Genomic DNA, 18,105 nt, shown 5'->3' with positions numbered 1-18,105 from the left:
TCCGTCAGATCGTCACGTTGGTGATTTCGTCATCTATCAGCAGGGTCGCGTCGCCGAGCGTGTAGATGCTCATGTCATGCCCGTCGAACGTGGTGGTCAATCCGGTGTCCAGCGCGCCCAGAGCGGTGACGTGATCGTTGTCGTTGCCCTCGATCGCGATGGTGTTGTTTGACCCGGTAAGCGCCTTGATCTGCGCCTCGGTGATCGTGAGATCTGCCTCAGGGGCGAAGGCCAGGTCGATCTCGGCGAAATCGAACTCCGACAGGCCCGCGCGGTCGAGATCCACCGTCACCGCCGCGTGGTTGTCGACCACGAGCAGCGTCGCCGACTCGTTACCCGCCGCATCCGTATCCGAGACGACGAGGTAGGAACCGTTCGGAACCGTGCTCTGGAAATCATATGCGGTGTAGGCGCTGCGCTCGATCGGCGCGCCATCGAGCACGACCTCGGAGACCACGCCATCCGCATCGACCGCAGAGAAGTCCAGCGGATCTTCGCTATGTTCGAGAAGGAGCCCCACGAGCCCGTTTTCGACACGCGAGAACCCGATGATATCGGGCGATTCCGGCGCGATCAGATCGTAATCGAAGCTGCCGTCGGTGTGAGAATCATTGCCCACCAGATCCGTCGCGAAGACCTGATAGCTCATGGTGCCTTCGGCATCGGGAAGGTCCGCGCCGCTGAACTGCGCGCTCCATTGCCCGTCCGCCCCTGCAACGAGCGTGCGAGACACGCCATTGGCAAGCACGACCTGCACCGTTGCCCCCGGCTCGACGGTGCCGGAAATCGCGAAGCCGCTCGCGGCCTCCTCGGCATTGACGATGCCATCGCTGGCGACATCACTGGTGATCGCGAAGTCGCGTACCAGCGGATCGAAGGTGATCACGCTCTGCTGGAGCGCCATGTTGCCATTCGCATCGGTGGCGCGAACGCTGAGGACTTGCTGGGTTTCCTCTCCCGGCAAGGCCGAGGCGGGAATCGTCGCGCTCCAGCTCGTGCCGTTGACGGTGGCCGTGATCGTCACGCCCGAGCCAAGCTGCACGGTGACCGTGCTACCTGCCTCGACGGTGCCGGTCACCACGAACCCGTCCGCCGACTCCGCCGCATTGACAATGCCATCCGCGACAATCGCGTTCGGTGTGGGGGTGGCATGGGTCAGGTTCTGCACCTCGGTATCGACATGGATCACGTGGCTCGCCTGCGCGCTGTTGCCCGCGAGATCGGTGGCGAGGACGTTGACCGTCGCATCATAGGTGCCCGCAGGCACTTCGGCGGCGGTGAAGGTGGCGCTCCAATTGCCCGAGCCATCGGCTTGAACACTGCGCGTCACGCCTTCGAAGCTCACCTGAACCGTCGCACCTGCCTCGGCGCTGCCGGTGATGGTAAGCCCGGAGGCCGCCTCGGCTGCGGTGAGCAGATCGTCGCCGCCCGCCTGCCCGTCATCAACCGCGACATCGGTCTCCAGATCGACGGTCACCGAACGCATCGCCGAAGAGGTGTTGCCCGCCGCATCGACCGCGGTGACGCGCGCCTCGTAGGTGCCGGTGGCCAACGCTGCACCGGTGACGTCGACGCTCCAGTTGCCATTGGCGGCAACTGTCGCGGGGTAGGTTTGGCCGGCGAAGCTCACGACCACCGATTGCGTGCCCGGTTCCGCGGTGCCGCTCAGGGTAATGAGACCGGACTCCTGCGCGTTGATCACATCGTCTGCGGTGATCGGGGCGCCCGTGAAGGCGACCTGACCCACCGTGTCGAGCTGCACCACATGGCTCTGCGTCGAGACATTGCCTGCCGCATCCGTAGTCGTCGCGGTGAAATCCAACTCGCGCTCGCCGGTGCCGATCTGCGCCGCCGTGAAGGTGACGGACCATTGGCCGCTCGCATCGACCGTCGCGGGCAGGTCCACCCCTCCCAGCGAGATCACCATCTGCGCGCCCGGCGTGGACTGGCCCGTGATCGTCACACCGCCCTGCTGTTCGACAAGGTTGACCACGTCATCGCCCGCAACCGTATCGAAGCTGATCGGGTGGGCCTCGGTGTCGACGACGAGCGTATCGGTGAGGGTCGTGGCATTGCCCAGCGCATCGGTCGCGGTGACCGTCATCGCGGCCTCGTAGGTCCCGCCCGGAAGCTGGTCCTGCCCGAAGGTCACCGTCCAGCTGCCATCCGCGCCAACCGTGGTGGATTGCATCTGACCCATGACCTCGACGGTGATCGCGGCTCCCGGCTCACCCCCGCCAGAGACCGTGATCCCGTCGGCATAATCGAGCAGGTTCTCGATATCGCCGGTCGAACTCGCACCCTCGGTGATCGCGACCTCGGGCGGCGTCATGTCGATCAGGAAACCCGGCCCGTCGAGCGTATATTCGGTTCCGTCCGGCGCGGTCGCCACGACAAGCGCTTCGTGATTGCCATCGGAGGGAAGTGTTTCGCCTCTGAACATCACCCTCCAGGTGCCGCCCGAGCCGATTTCGACACTCTGGCTCTGATCGCCAAGCGTCACCGTCACCATCGAGCCCGGCTCACCCGTGCCCGAAACCACGGCTTCCTGAGTTGCGCTCTGCGTGCTCAGCGCCGCCTCGCTCGAGGGATCGTCCACCATGGGCTCGATCCGCGCGCTGCCGCTCGAACCACCCGAACCGCCGAGAAGCGTCGCACCGGCCACGCCCGCCGCAGCGAGACCGCCGCCGCCGACCCCTGTCAGAAGAGCGGGCGCGAAAGCCGCCATGCCGGTCGTGTCATCCTCGGCCACTGGCGCGAGAATCGCGTCGCCTTCGAGAAAGGCCAGACGGTCGTTCGGACTCCACTTGTCGTCGGAGAGTTCCGGTTCCCCATAGGAGGCGAAGAGCACGCCGCTGCCCATATCCTCGAGAACGACCTGCTGGATCTGGCCATCTGCCGAAATCAGCAGCGTGTTCTCCTGACCCTCGGGCGCCAGAAAGAACCCTTGCAGCGTGATCGTGCGACCATCAGCCAGCGTCACGACCAGATCGCCGTCGAGTTTCTCATATTTGAGGATGTTGGCTTTGCGCAGGTTGAGCGAGACGTCCTCGCCAGCGCCAACCTGGATGAACTCTCCGGCAGCGTCACCGGAAACCGAACCGTAGATTACCGTGCCCGCGCTATCGCGCAGGGCAAAGTCAACCGACTTTACCATTATACTCGCTCCGCCTCGTAGGCCGGACTTATTGGTCGTCCAGCTCTGATCACTAAAAGGTGATCTCATTTATTTATTTAAGACCGAATAAACGACAATCGCCTGTCAAAGCTAGGAAAATTTCATCGATCAGGGCAATTTTGTACTAAGGTTGCGCCGAGGCGCCTTTGCGCTACCAAAAGTTGTGTCACTTTTGCGAGAAATTTTGCAAAACGCGAATCAAGAAAGCCCGGTCGCCATCATTTGCAAGAAGATCAATGGCTTCGGTCGGGTCCATCCAATACGCGCTGTGTCCGGGCTCGGTCGGCGCTCCCCGACAGAGAACGGGCCGCGCCATCCAGATCGAACAGAGTTTTTCCGCCCACATGTCGTATTCCGGCATGTAGGTGAACCGGCGATAGGCTCCCAGTCGCCGCAGGTTCCCGATCGACCAACCGGTCTCCTCATAGACTTCGCGATGCAGAGCGGTGATCTGACTCTCGCCGGGGTCGATGCCGCCCCCTGGCAACTGGAACTCGGGCACCGGCGCTTCCTGAAAGGTCACCAGCACACGCCCGCCACGGATCAGAACCGCATAGGCGCCGGGCCGCAGCGTATAGCTCTGGCCCTGCTTCACCGTCTCTCCGAACCGTGCGATCATGCGCTCACCCTTGGGTCTGTGGTTGCGACGCCTATATTGGGGCTGTATGGCAGGCTCCGCGCTGCCCGAAAACCCCCAAGGAGCCCCTCAGGAGCACCATGTCCAAGCTATCCCAAATCGCGTGGGACGATACCGTTCTGCCGTTCCAGCTCGACCGCTCGGATATCCGCGGTCGCGTCGCGCGCCTCGATGGCGTGCTCGACAACGTCCTGTCGCAACATGATTACCCCCGCGCCGTCGAGATGCTGGTCGCCGAGGCCGCGCTGCTGACCGCACTGATCGGCCAGACCATCAAGCTGCGCTGGAAACTCTCGCTTCAGGTGCGCGGCAACGGCCCGATCCGGATCATCGCCACCGATTACTACGCCCCCGAGAAGGATGGCGCGCCCGCCCGCATCCGCGCCTGGGCGAGCTTCGACCCCGAGCGGCTCAACCCCAAGGCGGACCCGTTCGAGCAGATCGGAAAAGGCTATTTCGCGATCCTCATCGACCAGGGCAAGGGCACCACACCCTATCAGGGCATCACGCCGCTCAGCGAAGGGTCGCTGCGTGCCTGCGCCGAAGCCTATTTCGCCCAATCCGAGCAGTTGCCGACGCGGTTCTCGCTCTCCTTCGGGCGTTCGATCCTGCCCGGTCAGGGCGAGAGCTGGCGCGCCGGGGGCGTCATGCTCCAGCACATGCCGCCCGCCTCGCCCTTCGCGGCGAAAGACGGGTCGGGCGATCTGGGGCTGCTGACCGCCGACGACATTCTCGATGGCGAGGAAGGTGAGAACTGGGCACGTGCGAATATCCTGCTCGACACGGTCGAGGATATGGAACTGATCGGCCCCACCGTGCAGCCGACCGAGCTGTTGGTGCGTCTGTTCCACGAGGAAGCCCCGCGCGTCTTCGATCCGCAGCGGGTGGAATTCGGCTGCACCTGCTCGGCCGATCGCGTGCGCCAATCGCTCTCGATCTACTCGGCACGCGACATCGCCCATATGACCACCGATGACGGCAAGGTCACGGCCGATTGCCAGTTCTGCGGCGCGCATTACGAGTTCGATCCGCTGACGCTCGGCTTCGAGGCGCAGAAGAACCCCGACGGAACGCCGCGCGAGGCGTCGGATGAGTGATCCGCTCGCCCCGGTTCTGGCCGCCTTGGCGAGACCGGGGCGGCCTTCATCCGACTATGACCTGAACCCCGACATCGTCCTGCCCGAGGACCGGAAGCTGCGCCCGGCCGGTGTGCTGGTGGCTTTCGATTGTTTCAAGGGCGAACCCCGGCTTCATCTGACCAAGCGAAGCTCGCATCTGCGCCACCATCCCGGCCAGATCGCCTTTCCCGGCGGCAAGGTCGACCCGGAAGATGACGGCCCCGTGAGTGCCGCGCTCCGTGAAGCACGCGAAGAGATCGGCCTGCCGGGGGACAATGTCGAAATCCTCGGCACACTCGATCCGCATGAAACGGTGACCTCTTTCCTCGTGACCCCGGTGCTCGCCCGGATCCATACCCCCTTCGAGGTCATCCCCGAGGCTGGCGAAGTGGCCGAGGCTTTCACCGTGCCGCTCTCCCATGTCGCCGACCCAAGCAATTTCCGCACCGAATCCCGCCGCTGGCGCGGCACGCGGCGCAGCTATTTCGTGGCGCCCTACGGGCCCTATTACATCTGGGGCGCCACCGCGCGTATATTGCGGTCATTGGCGGACCGGATGGCGCAATGAAACTGACCGGAGACTGGATCGAGGCCGCGCATACCCAGCGCGTGCTGGCGATGCTCGAGGCGGGGGGGCATCAGGCCTATCTCGTGGGTGGCTGCGTGCGCAACGGCGCGATCGACCAGCCCGTCCATGATATCGACATTGCCACCGATGCGCTGCCCGAGCGGGTGATCGAGCTTGCCAAGGCGGCCGATCTGAAGCCTGTGCCCACCGGGATCGACCACGGCACGATCACCGTCGTCTCCGATCACTACCCGCACGAAATCACCACCTTTCGCCGCGATGTAGAGACGCATGGCCGCCACGCGACGGTCGCCTTCTCGGACAACATGGCCGAGGACGCCGCACGGCGCGATTTCACCATGAACGCGCTCTATGCCCGCGCCGATGGGGAGGTGATCGACCCGCTCGGCACCGGGATGGCCGATCTCGAGGCGCGCCATGTCCGTTTCGTCGGCGAGGCTGAAGAACGCATCCGCGAGGATTACCTGCGCATCCTGCGTTTCTTCCGTTTCACCGCCTGGTATGGCCGCGATCTCGATGCAGACGGGCTCGCCGCCTGTGCCGCGAATATCGCCGGAATAGAGACGCTTTCGCGCGAGCGCGTCGGTGCGGAGATGCGCAAGTTGCTGGCCGCGCCCGACCCGTCCTTCGCCGTCGCGGCAATGGCACAGAGCGGCGTTCTTGCGGCAGTTCTGCCCGGGGCTGATGCGACGGCACTTGCGCCGCTGGTCCACCTCGAAGACCGGCCAGCGGACGCGATCCGCCGCCTCGCGGCCCTGGGCGGCGAAAACGTGGCCGAGCGCCTGCGCCTGTCGAACAAGGACACGCGCCGGCTCGAGGCGCTGCGAGAAGCGCTTGCAACCGGCGACGCGCCAGAGGTTCTGGGGTATCGCTACGGGATCGAAACCGGAGCCGACGCCTTGCTGCTGCGCCACGCCGTGATGGGGCAGGAGATGCCCGACGATTGGCAAGACAGGGTCTGTTCCGGCGCGAAACAGCGATTTCCCATCGCCGCCGCCGATCTGATGCCCGCCTATCAGGGGAAAGCGCTCGGGGATCGGCTTCGCGAGCTCGAAACCCGCTGGATCGCGTCTGGCTTCACCCTGAGCCGCGAGGCGTTGCTCGGCTGAGCCTCAGGTCTATATTTGGGGATGAAAGCGAGACGCTGATGATAGACCCCTTCCGCGAAGCCTCCGGACCCCCACCACAAACGCTGGGCGCATTCCTGCGCTGGTGCCTCTCGGGCGCGGGCAAGGTGATGACGGTGGCGGGCCTCGCCTCGGTGCTGGCAGGCTCGATGGAGGTCGTCTCCGCCTGGCTTCTTGGCCGCGTGATCGACGCCGCACTTTCCTCCGCCCCGGAACGGGTGCTGGCCGAAAATGCGGGGCTGCTCGCGCTTTTCATCGGTTTTTACCTGGTCCTGCGCCCACTTGCCTTCGCCGCCAGTTCTGCGAGCACAAACCTGCTGATCCTCCCCAACGTTCTGCCGCTGGTGCTTTCGCGCCTGCATCGCTGGACGATGGGGCAAGACGTGACCTTCTTCGACAACGATTTCGCAGGCCGCATCGCGCAAAAGCAGATGCAAACCGCGCGCGCCGTGACCGATACCGTGGCCGAGACGATCAACACCGCACTTTTTGCCGCGGCCTCCGTGCTGGGCTCGGTACTGCTTCTTCTCGGGATCGACCGCTGGGGCGCGCTTGGCCTTGTGCTCTGGGCGATCGGCCTGGGCTTTCTGATCCGGGCCTTTCTGCCGAAAGTGCGTGGCCGCTCCAAGGCCCGGGCCTCGGCACGGGCGATGGTGACGGGGCAAGTCGTAGACACGATCACCAATATCAAGACGGTCAAACTCTTCGCCCACGCCGAGCACGAGGACCGCGCCGCTCTGGGCGCGATGGAGCGGTTTCGGGCAGCAACAGTGTCTTTCGGCCGCATTTCGGCCACCTATCGCACGGTGCAGATGGCCTATTCCGGCGTGTTGCCTGTGATGCTGGTCGGCGGGGCGATCCTGCTCTGGTCGCAAGGCGCGGCGAGCGCGGGCGACATCGCGGCCTCCGGGGCCATCGCGATCCGTCTGGCTCAGATGTCGGGCTGGGTGTCGACCGCGCTGATGGGGCTCTGGACCCATATCGGCGAGGTCGAGGACGGGATGCGGACGCTGGCGCGCGGCTATGGGCTGAAAGATGCGCCGGACGCGCGCGACCTCGGCCGCGTGACGGGTGAGATCCGCTTCGACCATGTCGATTTCGCCTATGGGCGGCAAAGCGGCGGCGTCGAGGGGATCGACCTGACGATCCGGGCCGGTGAACGGATCGGCATCGTCGGCGCGTCGGGGGCGGGAAAATCGACTCTCGTTTCGCTGCTTTTAAGACTCTATGACGCCGAAAAAGGTGCCGTTCTCATCGACGGGACGGATATTCGCACGGTCACGCAGGAGAGCCTGCGCCAGCAGATCGCGATGGTCACGCAGGAGACCGCGATGTTCAACCGCTCGGCGCGCGAGAACATTCTCTATGGCCGCCCCGATGCCAGCGAGGCGGAGCTGATCGCAGCCGCCAGGCAGGCCGAGGCGGATGGGTTCATTCGAGAGCTGGTCGATCACGCAGGCAATCGCGGATACGAGGCAAAGCTGGGCGAGCGTGGCGTGAAGCTTTCCGGCGGGCAGCGGCAGCGGATCGCGCTGGCCCGCGCCTTCCTGAAGGATGCACCGATCCTGGTTCTGGACGAGGCGACCTCGGCGCTCGATTCAGAGGTCGAGGCGCAGATCCAGAGCGCGCTGCACCGGGTGATGGCTGGCAAGACGGTTCTGGCGATTGCGCACCGGCTGAGCACGATCGCCGAAATGGACCGGATCGTGGTTCTGGACGAGGGTCGGATTGTGGAAGAGGGCAGTCACGAGGAGCTGCTTGCGCAGAACGGGCTTTATGCGCGCTATTGGGCGCGGCAATCGGGGGGCTTCCTGCTGTGCGACGAGGCCGAAGATGCGGCGGAATAGGGTCTTCTCAGACCGCGCTGGCACGGGTAGAGGGATCGCATGAATTACGAGATTGAACGTCTGTCCCTGCATGCCGATGGCGTAGCGCGTGGCCCCGATGGGACCGTGCATGTCGCGATGGCGCTGCCGGCTGAAGTGGTTGAGGGCGATGTGGTGGACGGGCGCATTGCCCAGCCAAAGATTATCATCCCCTCGCCGGAACGCGTGAAGGCACCTTGCCCGCATTATCGGTCCTGCGGCGGTTGCGTGATGCAGCATGCCTCGGAAGGTTTCACTGCCGCGTGGAAAATGGATGTCGTGCGTCAGGCCCTGATCGCGCGCGGTCTGGCAGTGCCCGAAATGACCATCGCAACCTCGCCTCTGCAGTCGCGGCGTCGCGCAACCTTCTCGGGGCGGCGCACCAAGAAAGGCACGCTGGTCGGGTTTCACGCCCGCGCCTCCGATACGGTGGTCGAGATCCCGAATTGCCTGATCCTGCGGCGCGAGTTGCTGTCCATCGTCCCGATGCTGCATGAGGCGACCGCGCTGGCGGGCTCGCGCAAGGGCGAGATAGCTTTCGCGGTGACGCTGTCGGAGGCCGGACTAGAGATAGCCGCATCGGGCGGAAAAGACCCTGATCCAGCACAGTTCGAGACTTTGAGCGGTCTGGCGCGCCAGTATGATCTGGCACGGCTGAGCTGGAATGCCGAGGTGATCGCGGCGCGTCGACCCGCGATCCAGCAGTTCGGCAAGGCGCAGGTCGTGCCGCCACCGGGGGCTTTCCTGCAAGCGACCCATCACGGAGAGGCGGCGCTGGTGGCTTTTGCCAAAGCCGCCGTGGGCTCGGCCCAGCACGTCGCCGATCTTTTCGCGGGCTGTGGAACCTTCGCACTGCCTCTGGCCGAACAGGCGGAGGTTCATGCGGTCGAGGGATCGGCCGCGATGACGGACGCGCTCGATCAGGGATGGCGACAGGCGCAGGGGCTGCACCGGGTCACGACCGAAACCCGCGATCTGTTTCGCAGGCCGCTTTTGCCCGACGAGCTGGCGAAGTTCGACGCCGTGGTGATCGACCCGCCCCGCGCTGGCGCACAAGCCCAAGTCGACGAGATCGCATCCTCCCCACTGCCACGCCTGGTCCACGTCTCCTGCAACCCGGTCACCTTTGCGCGCGACGCCGAGACGCTTCTCGACGCGGGCTTCACGCTCGAGAAATTACTCGTGGTCGATCAGTTCCGCTTTTCCGCTCATGTCGAGCTTGCGGCGCTCTTCACCCGCTAGAAGGGGCGGCCGAAATCAGGTAGAACGGGGCAAAAGAGCAGTGACCCGTGAACAGGCTTATCATGAACCGTCGAACCCTCCTTCTGGGCGGATGCGCCCTTGCCTCGCTCGCAGCTTGCGGCGATTCCGGCAAATTCATCACCTATGACGGCCCCGTTGTGACGCAGATCCAGGTCTTCAAGACCAACCGGATGATGTATCTGCTCCATGGCGATGAGGTTTTGAAGAAATACAAGATTGGCCTCGGCGGCGATCCGATCGGCCCGAAGCAGTTCGAAGGTGACGGCAAGACGCCCGAAGGGCTCTATTACATCAACCGGCGCAACCCGAACTCGGCCTATTACCTATCGATCGGGATCAGCTATCCGAACCCGCAGCAGGTCGCCTATGCGCAATCGCAAGGCAAGCAAGCGGGTGGCGACATCTTCATTCACGGCCGCGATGGCAAGAACAAGGGGCTCGGGCGCGACTGGACGGCCGGGTGCATCGCCGTGAAGGACAAGGAGATCCGGGAAATCTACGCGATGGTGCAGGACGGCACACCGATCTTCATCTTCCCCTGACATGCGAAGGGCCCCGCGCGGGGCCCTTTTTCCTTGCTGGCGATCGGTGAGCGCAGACTCAGCTGCCGGTCACCATGGTCCACCAGATCTTGCCCGACGGCTCCTGATACCAGCTGAAGCCCATCTGCGTCGCGCGCGGATCGAGGATCACGTCGCGGGTAACCTCGTTGGACATCCAGCTCGAGAGGGTTTCCATCTCGGTTTCATAGGTTTCCGAGAGGTTCTCACCCTCATAGGTGCCCATGTAGCCGGCGCGCGCCACGCGGTCACGCGGCGAGGAGCCGTCGGAACCCCAATGCCAGGGACGGTTCTGCGCCGCCATGTCCTTCGAGTGCGCCAGAGCTGCGGTGGTCAGAGCGTCATTCAGGCTCAGCGGTGCGAGACCTCGTACAGAGCGCAAGGAGTTGACGGATTCCAGAACGCGCTGCGGGATCACGGCCGCATCGCGCGCGGTGATATTGTAAACCTTCGGAAGCGGGAGCCCGTCGGCCCCGACCGGCGCTTGCTGGTTCGTCGGTTGGCAGGCTGCCAGAGCCAGAACGGCGGAAAACGCAAATGCAGTGGCGCGCAACATCTTTTGTCAGCCCTTTGTTGACCTGTCCGACTGCTTTACACGCTTGCTTGTGCAGGCGCAAACCCCTCTGTAGCGGCGCAGGCACACCGCAGGATCTTTGATTTGCAGGGCGTCGGTGCTCACACTATATTTACGTCGATTGAAAACCCGTGTTTTCGGAGCGCGATATGTCCAGTAAACGCACCACCTTTGATCGCCGCACCTTTCTTGGCGGTGCAGCCTGCCTCGGCGCAGGCCTGGCGCTGCCCGCGCAGGCGCAGACCCCCGATGCCGGGGTCGTGCAATACGAGACTGACGGCTACACCAACCAGCGCCGCAACATCTCGGGTTTCCTGAACCGCGAATGGCAGCCCTATTTCTCGAACCTGCGCAATGGCGCGATCCTCGTCGATACCGGCTCGCGCGCCCTGCATTATTGGTCCGAGGATCAGTCGATCTACCGGCTCTATCCGACCTCTGTCCCGGTCTCGGAGGAGCTGACCCGGCGCGGGCGCACCGAGGTGATCCGCAAAGTCGAGGGCCCAAGCTGGGCGCCGACCCCGTCGATGAAGAAACGCAATCCCGAATGGCCCGATTTCGTGCCGCCGGGCCCCGATAACCCGTTGGGCACCCACGCGCTTTACCTGTCGTGGAAATATTACCGCATCCACGGCACCCACGACACGCGCAAGATCGGCCGCAAGAGCTCGAACGGCTGCATCGGCCTTTACAACGAACACATCCAGGAGCTGTTCGGCTACGCCAAGATCGGCACGCAAGTTCTGCTGATCTGACCCGCGCGAAAGTTCACAATAAAAGACCCCCGGTGCCACACGCCCCGGGGGTCTTTTATTGCCGGCTTGAGGATCTCATTGAGTGCCGCCCTTGCCACCACCGTTGGAGTCACCGCGCGAGTGCTCGGCAAAACCGCCATTCGAGCCGTCAGAGAGCCCATCCAGCTTGCCATGCGCGCTTTGCACCATGACGCCGAGCATCTCGTCCTCGCCGGGTGTGTCGACCGACTGCGCAAGGTTCTCCTCGTGGTTCTGCATCAGCAGGTCATCTTCCTCGGTCGCCCAAGGGTTTGCGTGACCGGCCCAGACCGCTCCGCCAGAGAGAGCCGCCACAACGGCCATCACCAGTGTCTTCTTCATTTTCGTCCTTTCTGCTTCGTACACCCCGGACGTTGCCGCGGTGCCGGGATACCTCGCGGCATCCCTTGCCCCCGCGCAGAAGATAGGGGGCCGCGTCTTACGAGACCGTGAGGCGGGATGTCGCATATTGCGAAGACGTTCGGAAAAGCGACGATTTTCGGCAGGTTTTCGCCGGTTTTGCCGAGTGGAACCGAGCCGAACAGCCGATTTCACGCAGAGATAGAGCCTATCGTCGCCAAATCCTGCCCCATCTGGCCCTGCACTTTGCAAGACGCGCAGCGCCTTGGCGGATCATCCCGGCATCGATTGCCAGAAGAACCGCGTCAGGTGGAAGAACACCGGCGCGGCGAATACGACGGAATCGAGACGATCGAGCACGCCACCCTGGCCCTCGATCAGATGCCCCCATTCCTTCACCCCGCGCTCGCGCTTGATCGCCGACATCACCAGCCTGCCGAAGATCCCCATCCCGGCGATCACCAGAGCCATCCCCCAGGCCTGGAGGGGCGTGAATGGCGTGATCCAGTAGAGAGCGGCCCCGATCAGGCTTGCGCTCAGCACGCCGCCCGCAAACCCCTCCCAAGTCTTCGAGCGTGACACCTCGGGCGCAATCTCGCGCCGGCCCAAAAGCCTGTCCCAGACGAATTGCAGCAAGTCGCCCGATTGCACGACGATCAGCAAGAAGACGATCAGCATCAGCGACCGATCCTCGTATCCCGGGATCCGCAGCACCAGAAGCGCGGGCACGTGGCTCATGCAGAAGACAGCGATCATCAGTGCCCACTGGGTCTGCGCGACGCGGGAGAGGTAGTGATCAATGCGTGCGCGGATAACCGAGAGGATCGGAAGACCGAGGAAGGCATAGACCGGGATGAAGATCGCGTAGAACCCGTACCAGTCCCGCCAGACCGCGATATACTGGATCGGCAGCACGACAAAGAAACTCGCCACCAGCGCCGAATGATCCGCGCGGCTGCGACGGGTGAGTGTCAGAAACTCGCGCAGGGCGCTGAAAGAGGCGAACGCGAAGAGCCAAACGACCGCGCCCTTGCCGAGCATGAACGTGATCGCGAGCAATACGATCATCACCCACCACCCGCGGATACGCGCGTTGAGCCTCTCGATCACCGCCGGGCCACCACCGCGCGAGAATTGCCAGCGTAGCAACTGCCCGCCCAGCGTCGCCGCCAGCAGCGCGAGAAACAGCCCGCCGAAGATGCGGATCAGGTCAGGATCCATCGCGCACCTCCTCGGAGGCAAGCGCGAGAAGCGCCGCGCGGGCGCGGGCCATGAAAGCGTCGCGGCTCTCGCCGGGTTCCACCCTCAGCGCCGCGCCGAAGGTCAATGTGCACAAGAGCGGCACCGGAATGATCGAGCCACGCGGCAGCACGCCGTTGAGGTTCTCGATCCAGACCGGAACGAATTCGAGTTCGGGTCGCGCTTGCCCGAGATGATAGATGCCGGGGCGCATCTCCAGCAAAGGCGCCTCGCTCTCATTGCGCCGACCCTCGGGAAAGATGATCAGCGACGCACCGGTTTCGAGCGCTGCGAGCATCTTCTCCACCGGGTTCTCGGTACGATTTTCGCGAAGGCGCTCGATCGGAATGACGTTGAACACATCGAGCCCGACGAACTTCCGCAGAGGCGATTTCAGCCAGTAATCGGCCGCCGCAACCGGGCGCGTGTGCGCCCGCGTCGCGGCCCCGAGGACCGTCCAGATCAGAACCGTATCCGCATTGGAACGGTGATTGGCGAAATAGACGGTTTGCCGGTCGGGATGGGGCGGGGCGGCGTAATAGACACGCGGCGAGGTGATGAACCGCGCAAAAAGCGCGATCGCCAACCCGGTGATCCGCGCCGCGATCCGGCGCAGGATCCCACCTGCCTTGCCTGCGTCTCTTGCTGTCGTCACGTCCCGACCCTGCGTAGCCTTTCAGGCGCCAGCAGACCCGAGACGTTACGTCAGTTCAAGCGTCAAGCAATCCAGCCTGCGAGGTTTTCCTCGACCACTTCCATCAGCGCCGTGATATGCAGATCGTCGTCGTTGAGGCAGGGGATATAGGTGAATTTCTCTCCGCCCGCTTCCTCGAAGGCCTCGCGGATCTCGCCATTGATTTCTTCGAGCGTCTCAATGCAATCGGCGCTGAAGGCGGGCGAGATGACGGCGATGTTCTTCTTGCCTTGCTTGGCAAGCTCGGCGACGTGCTCGACCGTGTAGGGTTTCAGCCAGACCTCGGTGCCGAAGACCGACTGGAAGGTGGTGTCGATCCCGTCCTTGTCCCAACCGAGCCGTTCGCGCAGCAGGCGCGAGGTTTTCTGGCACTGGCAATGGTAGGGGTCGCCTTCCATCAGGTAGCGACGCGGCATCCCGTGATAGGAGGCCACGAGCACGTCGGGCTTCTCGTCGAGCGTGGAATAGACACGCTCCACCGATTGCGCGAGCGCCTCGATATAGGACGGCTTGTCGAAATATTCCGGGGCCACGCGGGCGGCGGGCTGGCGCTTTTGCTTCATCAGCGCACGGAAGAACTGGTCATTCGCGGTGGCGGAGGTCGCGCCCGCATATTGCGGGTAAAGCGGCACGAACAGGATCTTCTCGCAGCCCTGCTTCACCATCCGGTCGACCACGTCGAAGGTCGAAGGGTTGCCGTAGCGCATGCAGTAATCGACGATCACTTCCTGACCATAGCGCGCCGAGACCGCATCACGCAGCTTGGCGACCTGCTGCTTGGTGATCGTCATCAAGGGGCTCTCATTGGCCTCGTTGTTCCAGATCATCTTGTAGTTCGCGCCGGAAGTGAACGGACGCTTCGACAGGATGATCAGTTGCAGCAGCGGCTGCCATTTCCAGGCCGGATAGTCGATCACGCGCTTGTCCGAGAGGAACTCGTTGAGATAGCGCCGCATCGACCAGTAGTCGGTGGCGTCGGGTGTGCCGAGGTTGGCGACGAGCAGACCGATCTTCGCCTCGGGGACGGGCGGGTGATCGGCGGGGGCATGGGCGAGGCGCGGATTTGCGTCTTTCGTCATCTTGTCACTGTCCTGTCGTCTTTTTCAGCGGAACCTAGACCCGACTTAACGGGTTTCCCGATCAGTGCCAATGCGGCCTATTCAACCGGGACAGGATCACTTACGTTCTGCACATGGCAATGGATGACTTGACCGGCAAGAAACCGGCCCCGCCCGCGCTCGATCCCGACGGGGACGCGCTATTTCTCGATTTCGACGGCTGTCTGGTCGATATCGCGCCGCGTCCCGACGCGGTGGTGATCCCCGAAAGCCTGCCCCAAGTGCTCGCCCGTCTTTCCGCTCAATTGGGCGGCGCGCTCGCCGTGGTCTCCGGTCGCTCATTGCACGAACTGGAGCGCTTTCTTCTCGGGTATGACGGGCTGATGATCGGAAGCCACGGTGCAGAGGCGCGCGGCATGACGCCCCCGCTTGAGGAAAGCCCCGACGATTTGGCAGCGCTTCAAACCGAGATGGATCATTTTGCGCAGCAACAGGGTCTTCTATTCGAGAAAAAGAGCCATGGCGGCGCGCTCCATTTCCGCGCCGATCCTTCGCGCCAGCCCGAGGTCGAGGCCTTCACCGAAACCCTGGCCGAGCGCTTCCCGGCCTTTGCGATCCAGCCCGCGAAGATGGCGGTGGAACTGCGTCCGGACGGGTTTTCCAAGGATGGCGCGCTCGTCCTTCTGACACAGCTTCCGCAGTTTTCAGGCCGCATGCCGGTCTATGCGGGCGACGACACCACCGACGAACCCGCGCTTGCCTGGGCCGAGGCCCATGGCGGCTACGGCATCAAGATCGGTGACGGGAAAAGCGCCGCGCGCTATCACTTGGCAGAGCCGAGCGACATCCGGGACTGGCTCGCCGCTGCGGTGGAGGAGTGAGCATGGGTCGACTGATTTGCCTTTCGAACCGAATTCCGACCGGGGCGAACCCCTCGGGAGGGCTCGTCGTGGCGCTCGGAGACGTGCTGAGCGAAACCGGCGGGATCTGGATCGGCACCTCCGGCGAGATCGCCGAGAAGCCCGACACCTGCCTGCGCGAGATCGAGGGCGGACCTTTCAAACGCTTCTGCTTCGACCTGACCGAGGAAGAGCAGGAGAACTATTACGCGGGCTATTCGAACTCGGTGCTCTGGCCGCTCTTTCACGGCCGCACCGACCTGATGGAAATCCACCAGGACTATCTGAATACCTACAAGCAGGTGAACCGGCGGATCGCGAAACTGATCGCACCGATGATCCAGCCCGACGACCGGATCTGGGTGCATGATTTCCATCTGCTCCCGCTCGCCTACGAGCTGCGCGTGCTCGGGCTCCAGAACCCGATCGGCTTCTTCCTGCACACGCCCTTCCCCGGCCCTATCTCGATGCAGGCCCTCCCCAACGGACGCGAGATCTGCCAGTGGCTGTCGAATTACGACCTCGTCGGTCTGCAGGCCGAGCGCGACGTGCGCGCCTGTCTCGCCTCGATGGTGGAGATCGGCGAAGGCAGCGATCTGGGCAACGGTTTCATCCATCTTTCGCCGAGACAGTGTCGAATCGCAGCCTTCCCGATCGGTATCGACACCGCCGAATTCACCGAGTTGGCGGAGCGCGAGATCGCCAAACTTCCCTCTGGCATCCTCAAGCCCAACCGCAACCTGATGATCGGCGTCGACCGGCTGGATTATTCCAAGGGCGTCCCGCATCGCTTCCGCGCCTTCGGCGAGTTCCTCGAGCGGCACGAAGAATGGCATCGCCATGTCTCGCTACTGCAGATCTCGCCGCCGACGCGCGAAGGCGTGCAGGCCTATGACGACATCCGCGAAGAGACCGAGCACCTCTCGGGCCGCATCAATGGCCAATACGCCGACATCCAGTGGGCGCCGATCCGCTTCATCAACCGCCCTATCCCGCGCGAGGTGCTGGCCGGTCTCTACCGCGCCGCCCAGGTCGCGCTGGTCACGCCGCTGATGGACGGGATGAACCTCGTGGCGAAAGAGTTCGTCGCGGCCCAGAACCCCGACGACCCCGGCGTTCTGATCCTGTCGCAATTCGCCGGCGCGGCCGAGCAGATGACCGAAGCGCTTCTGGTCAACCCGCATGACACCGAACAGATGGCGACATCGATGCTCACCGCGCTGATGATGTCGCGGGGCGAGCGGCGCGAGCGCCACCGTGCGCTGCTCGACGGGCTGACCCGTCAGGATGTGCATTGGTGGTCGAATGCGTTCCTGACCGCTCTGGGCTGATCAGGGCTGCCCCGGCTTCTGGCCCGTCGGCAATTCCATCGTGCCCAGCACATCGGCGAGTCGCTGTGCGGCCGACCCCGGGCGCAACGGTTTGGGCTGGTCGGGATGCGGTTTCCAGCCGGTGAGCCAGACCATCTCGAAGGTCGCGCGCACCCTTCCGTCAGTTTCCTGATAGGTCTCGACATAGAGGCGCAGCGCCTCGGCCAGCACGTCACGACGCAGGAAACGGCGGTTGCGCGAGGCCAGCGCATTGGTCTCACCCATCGCACGCAGATCCGACAGGAGCCGGAGCGGCGTCTCGTAAGTCACCTTGCGCGTCACCGCATCTGCCACCGGCAGCGCAAACCCCGCTCGCTGGATCAGCGCGCCGAGATCGCGGATCTCGCCCATCGGAAGAACGCGCGGGCTCAACCCGCCGGTGATCGCCGCTTCGGCCTGCGCGAGCGCCGCGCGCAGTTCGGTCAGGGTCTGCCCGCCGAACATCACGCCAAGGAACAGCCCATCGGGCTTGAGCGCGCGTGCCGCCTGCACCATCTGCCCGACCGGGTCATTCGCCCAATGCAGCCCCATCGCATGAACGACGAGATCATGCGCGCCCTCTTCGAGATCGAGCACCTCGTCGTCGGACACCACTTTGGCATTCGGCAGGATCTCGAGCCACGGTTCGGGAAAAGCCGCAATCAGGGCCGGCGCCGTAAAGGTTCTGTTAACCTCTTGCAGCCTTTCATCGAGTTCGGCCGCCGCATCCTCGTGCAAAAACAGCTCGGGCGCGCGGGCGGCGCGTTGGCGATGGCGGATCAGGGCCTCGCGGTCGGTGAGAAGGGGCGGCGTATCCATGTC

General features: G+C 64.0%; 17 protein-coding genes. 9 read left to right on the top strand and 8 right to left on the bottom strand.

Annotated features, from left to right (window positions below; all coding sequences use genetic code 11):
• Positions 1-4 precede the first annotated feature (4 nt).
• The gene (locus tag BMI90_RS05690; RefSeq protein ID WP_078526852.1) at positions 5-3,157 is read right to left on the bottom strand and encodes an Ig-like domain-containing protein; all 3,153 of its coding nucleotides are present in this window, start codon (positions 3,155-3,157) and stop codon (positions 5-7) included.
• A gap of 187 nt (positions 3,158-3,344) precedes the next feature.
• On the bottom strand, positions 3,345-3,797 hold the full coding sequence (locus BMI90_RS05685) for an NUDIX hydrolase (RefSeq protein WP_078526849.1): 453 nt from the start codon (positions 3,795-3,797) through the stop codon (positions 3,345-3,347).
• Positions 3,798-3,895: 98 nt separating this feature from the next.
• Here BMI90_RS05685 and BMI90_RS05680 point away from each other — a divergent pair, with 98 nt between their 5' ends.
• The 6 genes from BMI90_RS05680 to BMI90_RS05655 all read left to right on the top strand — a co-directional run bounded on the left by BMI90_RS05680 (position 3,896) and on the right by BMI90_RS05655 (position 10,319).
• A complete protein-coding gene (locus BMI90_RS05680; RefSeq protein ID WP_078526847.1) occupies positions 3,896-4,912 on the top strand; it encodes an Hsp33 family molecular chaperone HslO in 1,017 nt (338 codons plus the stop codon).
• Positions 4,905-5,501, top strand: a complete 597-nt coding sequence (locus tag BMI90_RS05675) for a CoA pyrophosphatase (RefSeq protein ID WP_078526844.1) — start codon at positions 4,905-4,907, stop codon at positions 5,499-5,501. Before BMI90_RS05680 ends, BMI90_RS05675 begins: the two co-directional genes overlap by 8 nt.
• Positions 5,498-6,631 (top strand): CCA tRNA nucleotidyltransferase, encoded by a 1,134-nt coding sequence (locus BMI90_RS05670; protein ID WP_078526842.1) that lies wholly within the window; start codon positions 5,498-5,500, stop codon positions 6,629-6,631. Before BMI90_RS05675 ends, BMI90_RS05670 begins: the two co-directional genes overlap by 4 nt.
• 38 nt (positions 6,632-6,669) lie before the next feature.
• Positions 6,670-8,496 (top strand): ABC transporter ATP-binding protein, encoded by a 1,827-nt coding sequence (locus BMI90_RS05665; RefSeq protein ID WP_078526840.1) that lies wholly within the window; start codon positions 6,670-6,672, stop codon positions 8,494-8,496.
• Between the two features lie 39 nt (positions 8,497-8,535).
• Entirely contained in the window at positions 8,536-9,756 is a 1,221-nt protein-coding gene (locus tag BMI90_RS05660) for a class I SAM-dependent RNA methyltransferase (RefSeq protein WP_078526838.1), read from the top strand.
• Between the two features lie 62 nt (positions 9,757-9,818).
• Positions 9,819-10,319: a L,D-transpeptidase family protein gene (locus BMI90_RS05655; protein ID WP_078526836.1), complete on the top strand. Its 501-nt coding sequence runs from the start codon at positions 9,819-9,821 to the stop codon at positions 10,317-10,319.
• 58 nt (positions 10,320-10,377) lie between these two features.
• Here the strand turns inward: BMI90_RS05655 and BMI90_RS05650 are convergent, their stop codons facing one another.
• The gene (locus BMI90_RS05650) at positions 10,378-10,893 is read right to left on the bottom strand and encodes a CAP domain-containing protein (RefSeq protein WP_078526834.1); all 516 of its coding nucleotides are present in this window, start codon (positions 10,891-10,893) and stop codon (positions 10,378-10,380) included.
• Between the two features lie 167 nt (positions 10,894-11,060).
• On the opposite strand from BMI90_RS05650, the gene BMI90_RS05645 reads away from it, so the two are divergent.
• The gene (locus BMI90_RS05645) at positions 11,061-11,666 is read left to right on the top strand and encodes a L,D-transpeptidase family protein (RefSeq protein ID WP_078526832.1); all 606 of its coding nucleotides are present in this window, start codon (positions 11,061-11,063) and stop codon (positions 11,664-11,666) included.
• Positions 11,667-11,741: 75 nt separating this feature from the next.
• Here the strand turns inward: BMI90_RS05645 and BMI90_RS05640 are convergent, their stop codons facing one another.
• From BMI90_RS05640 to hemH, 4 genes are all read right to left on the bottom strand, one after another.
• On the bottom strand, positions 11,742-12,026 hold the full coding sequence (locus BMI90_RS05640) for a hypothetical protein (RefSeq protein WP_078526830.1): 285 nt from the start codon (positions 12,024-12,026) through the stop codon (positions 11,742-11,744).
• Positions 12,027-12,317: 291 nt separating this feature from the next.
• The gene (locus BMI90_RS05635; RefSeq protein ID WP_078526828.1) at positions 12,318-13,265 is read right to left on the bottom strand and encodes a phosphatidate cytidylyltransferase; all 948 of its coding nucleotides are present in this window, start codon (positions 13,263-13,265) and stop codon (positions 12,318-12,320) included.
• The gene (locus BMI90_RS05630) at positions 13,255-13,938 is read right to left on the bottom strand and encodes a lysophospholipid acyltransferase family protein (RefSeq protein ID WP_246831488.1); all 684 of its coding nucleotides are present in this window, start codon (positions 13,936-13,938) and stop codon (positions 13,255-13,257) included. The genes BMI90_RS05635 and BMI90_RS05630 overlap by 11 nt, the downstream gene beginning before the upstream one ends.
• Positions 13,939-14,000: 62 nt before the next feature.
• Positions 14,001-15,056 (bottom strand): ferrochelatase, encoded by a 1,056-nt coding sequence (hemH, locus tag BMI90_RS05625; RefSeq protein ID WP_078526826.1) that lies wholly within the window; start codon positions 15,054-15,056, stop codon positions 14,001-14,003.
• A gap of 119 nt (positions 15,057-15,175) precedes the next feature.
• Here hemH and otsB point away from each other — a divergent pair, with 119 nt between their 5' ends.
• Both otsB and BMI90_RS05615 read left to right on the top strand, forming a co-directional pair.
• Positions 15,176-15,916: a trehalose-phosphatase gene (gene otsB, locus BMI90_RS05620; RefSeq protein ID WP_168172723.1), complete on the top strand. Its 741-nt coding sequence runs from the start codon at positions 15,176-15,178 to the stop codon at positions 15,914-15,916.
• A gap of 2 nt (positions 15,917-15,918) precedes the next feature.
• Complete coding sequence (locus BMI90_RS05615; RefSeq protein WP_078526821.1) at positions 15,919-17,265, top strand: trehalose-6-phosphate synthase; 1,347 nt, start codon at positions 15,919-15,921, stop codon at positions 17,263-17,265.
• Here BMI90_RS05615 and BMI90_RS05610 read toward each other — a convergent pair whose 3' ends face one another.
• A complete protein-coding gene (locus tag BMI90_RS05610; RefSeq protein WP_078526819.1) occupies positions 17,266-18,102 on the bottom strand; it encodes a methyltransferase domain-containing protein in 837 nt (278 codons plus the stop codon).
• Positions 18,103-18,105: the final 3 nt, after the last annotated feature.

Source organism: Thioclava sp. L04-15 (assembly GCF_002020275.1).
Taxonomy (GTDB): domain Bacteria; phylum Pseudomonadota; class Alphaproteobacteria; order Rhodobacterales; family Rhodobacteraceae; genus Thioclava; species Thioclava marina.
The sequence above is the reverse complement of the archived record's forward strand: the minus strand, read 5'-3'. Positions and strand labels throughout refer to the sequence as shown.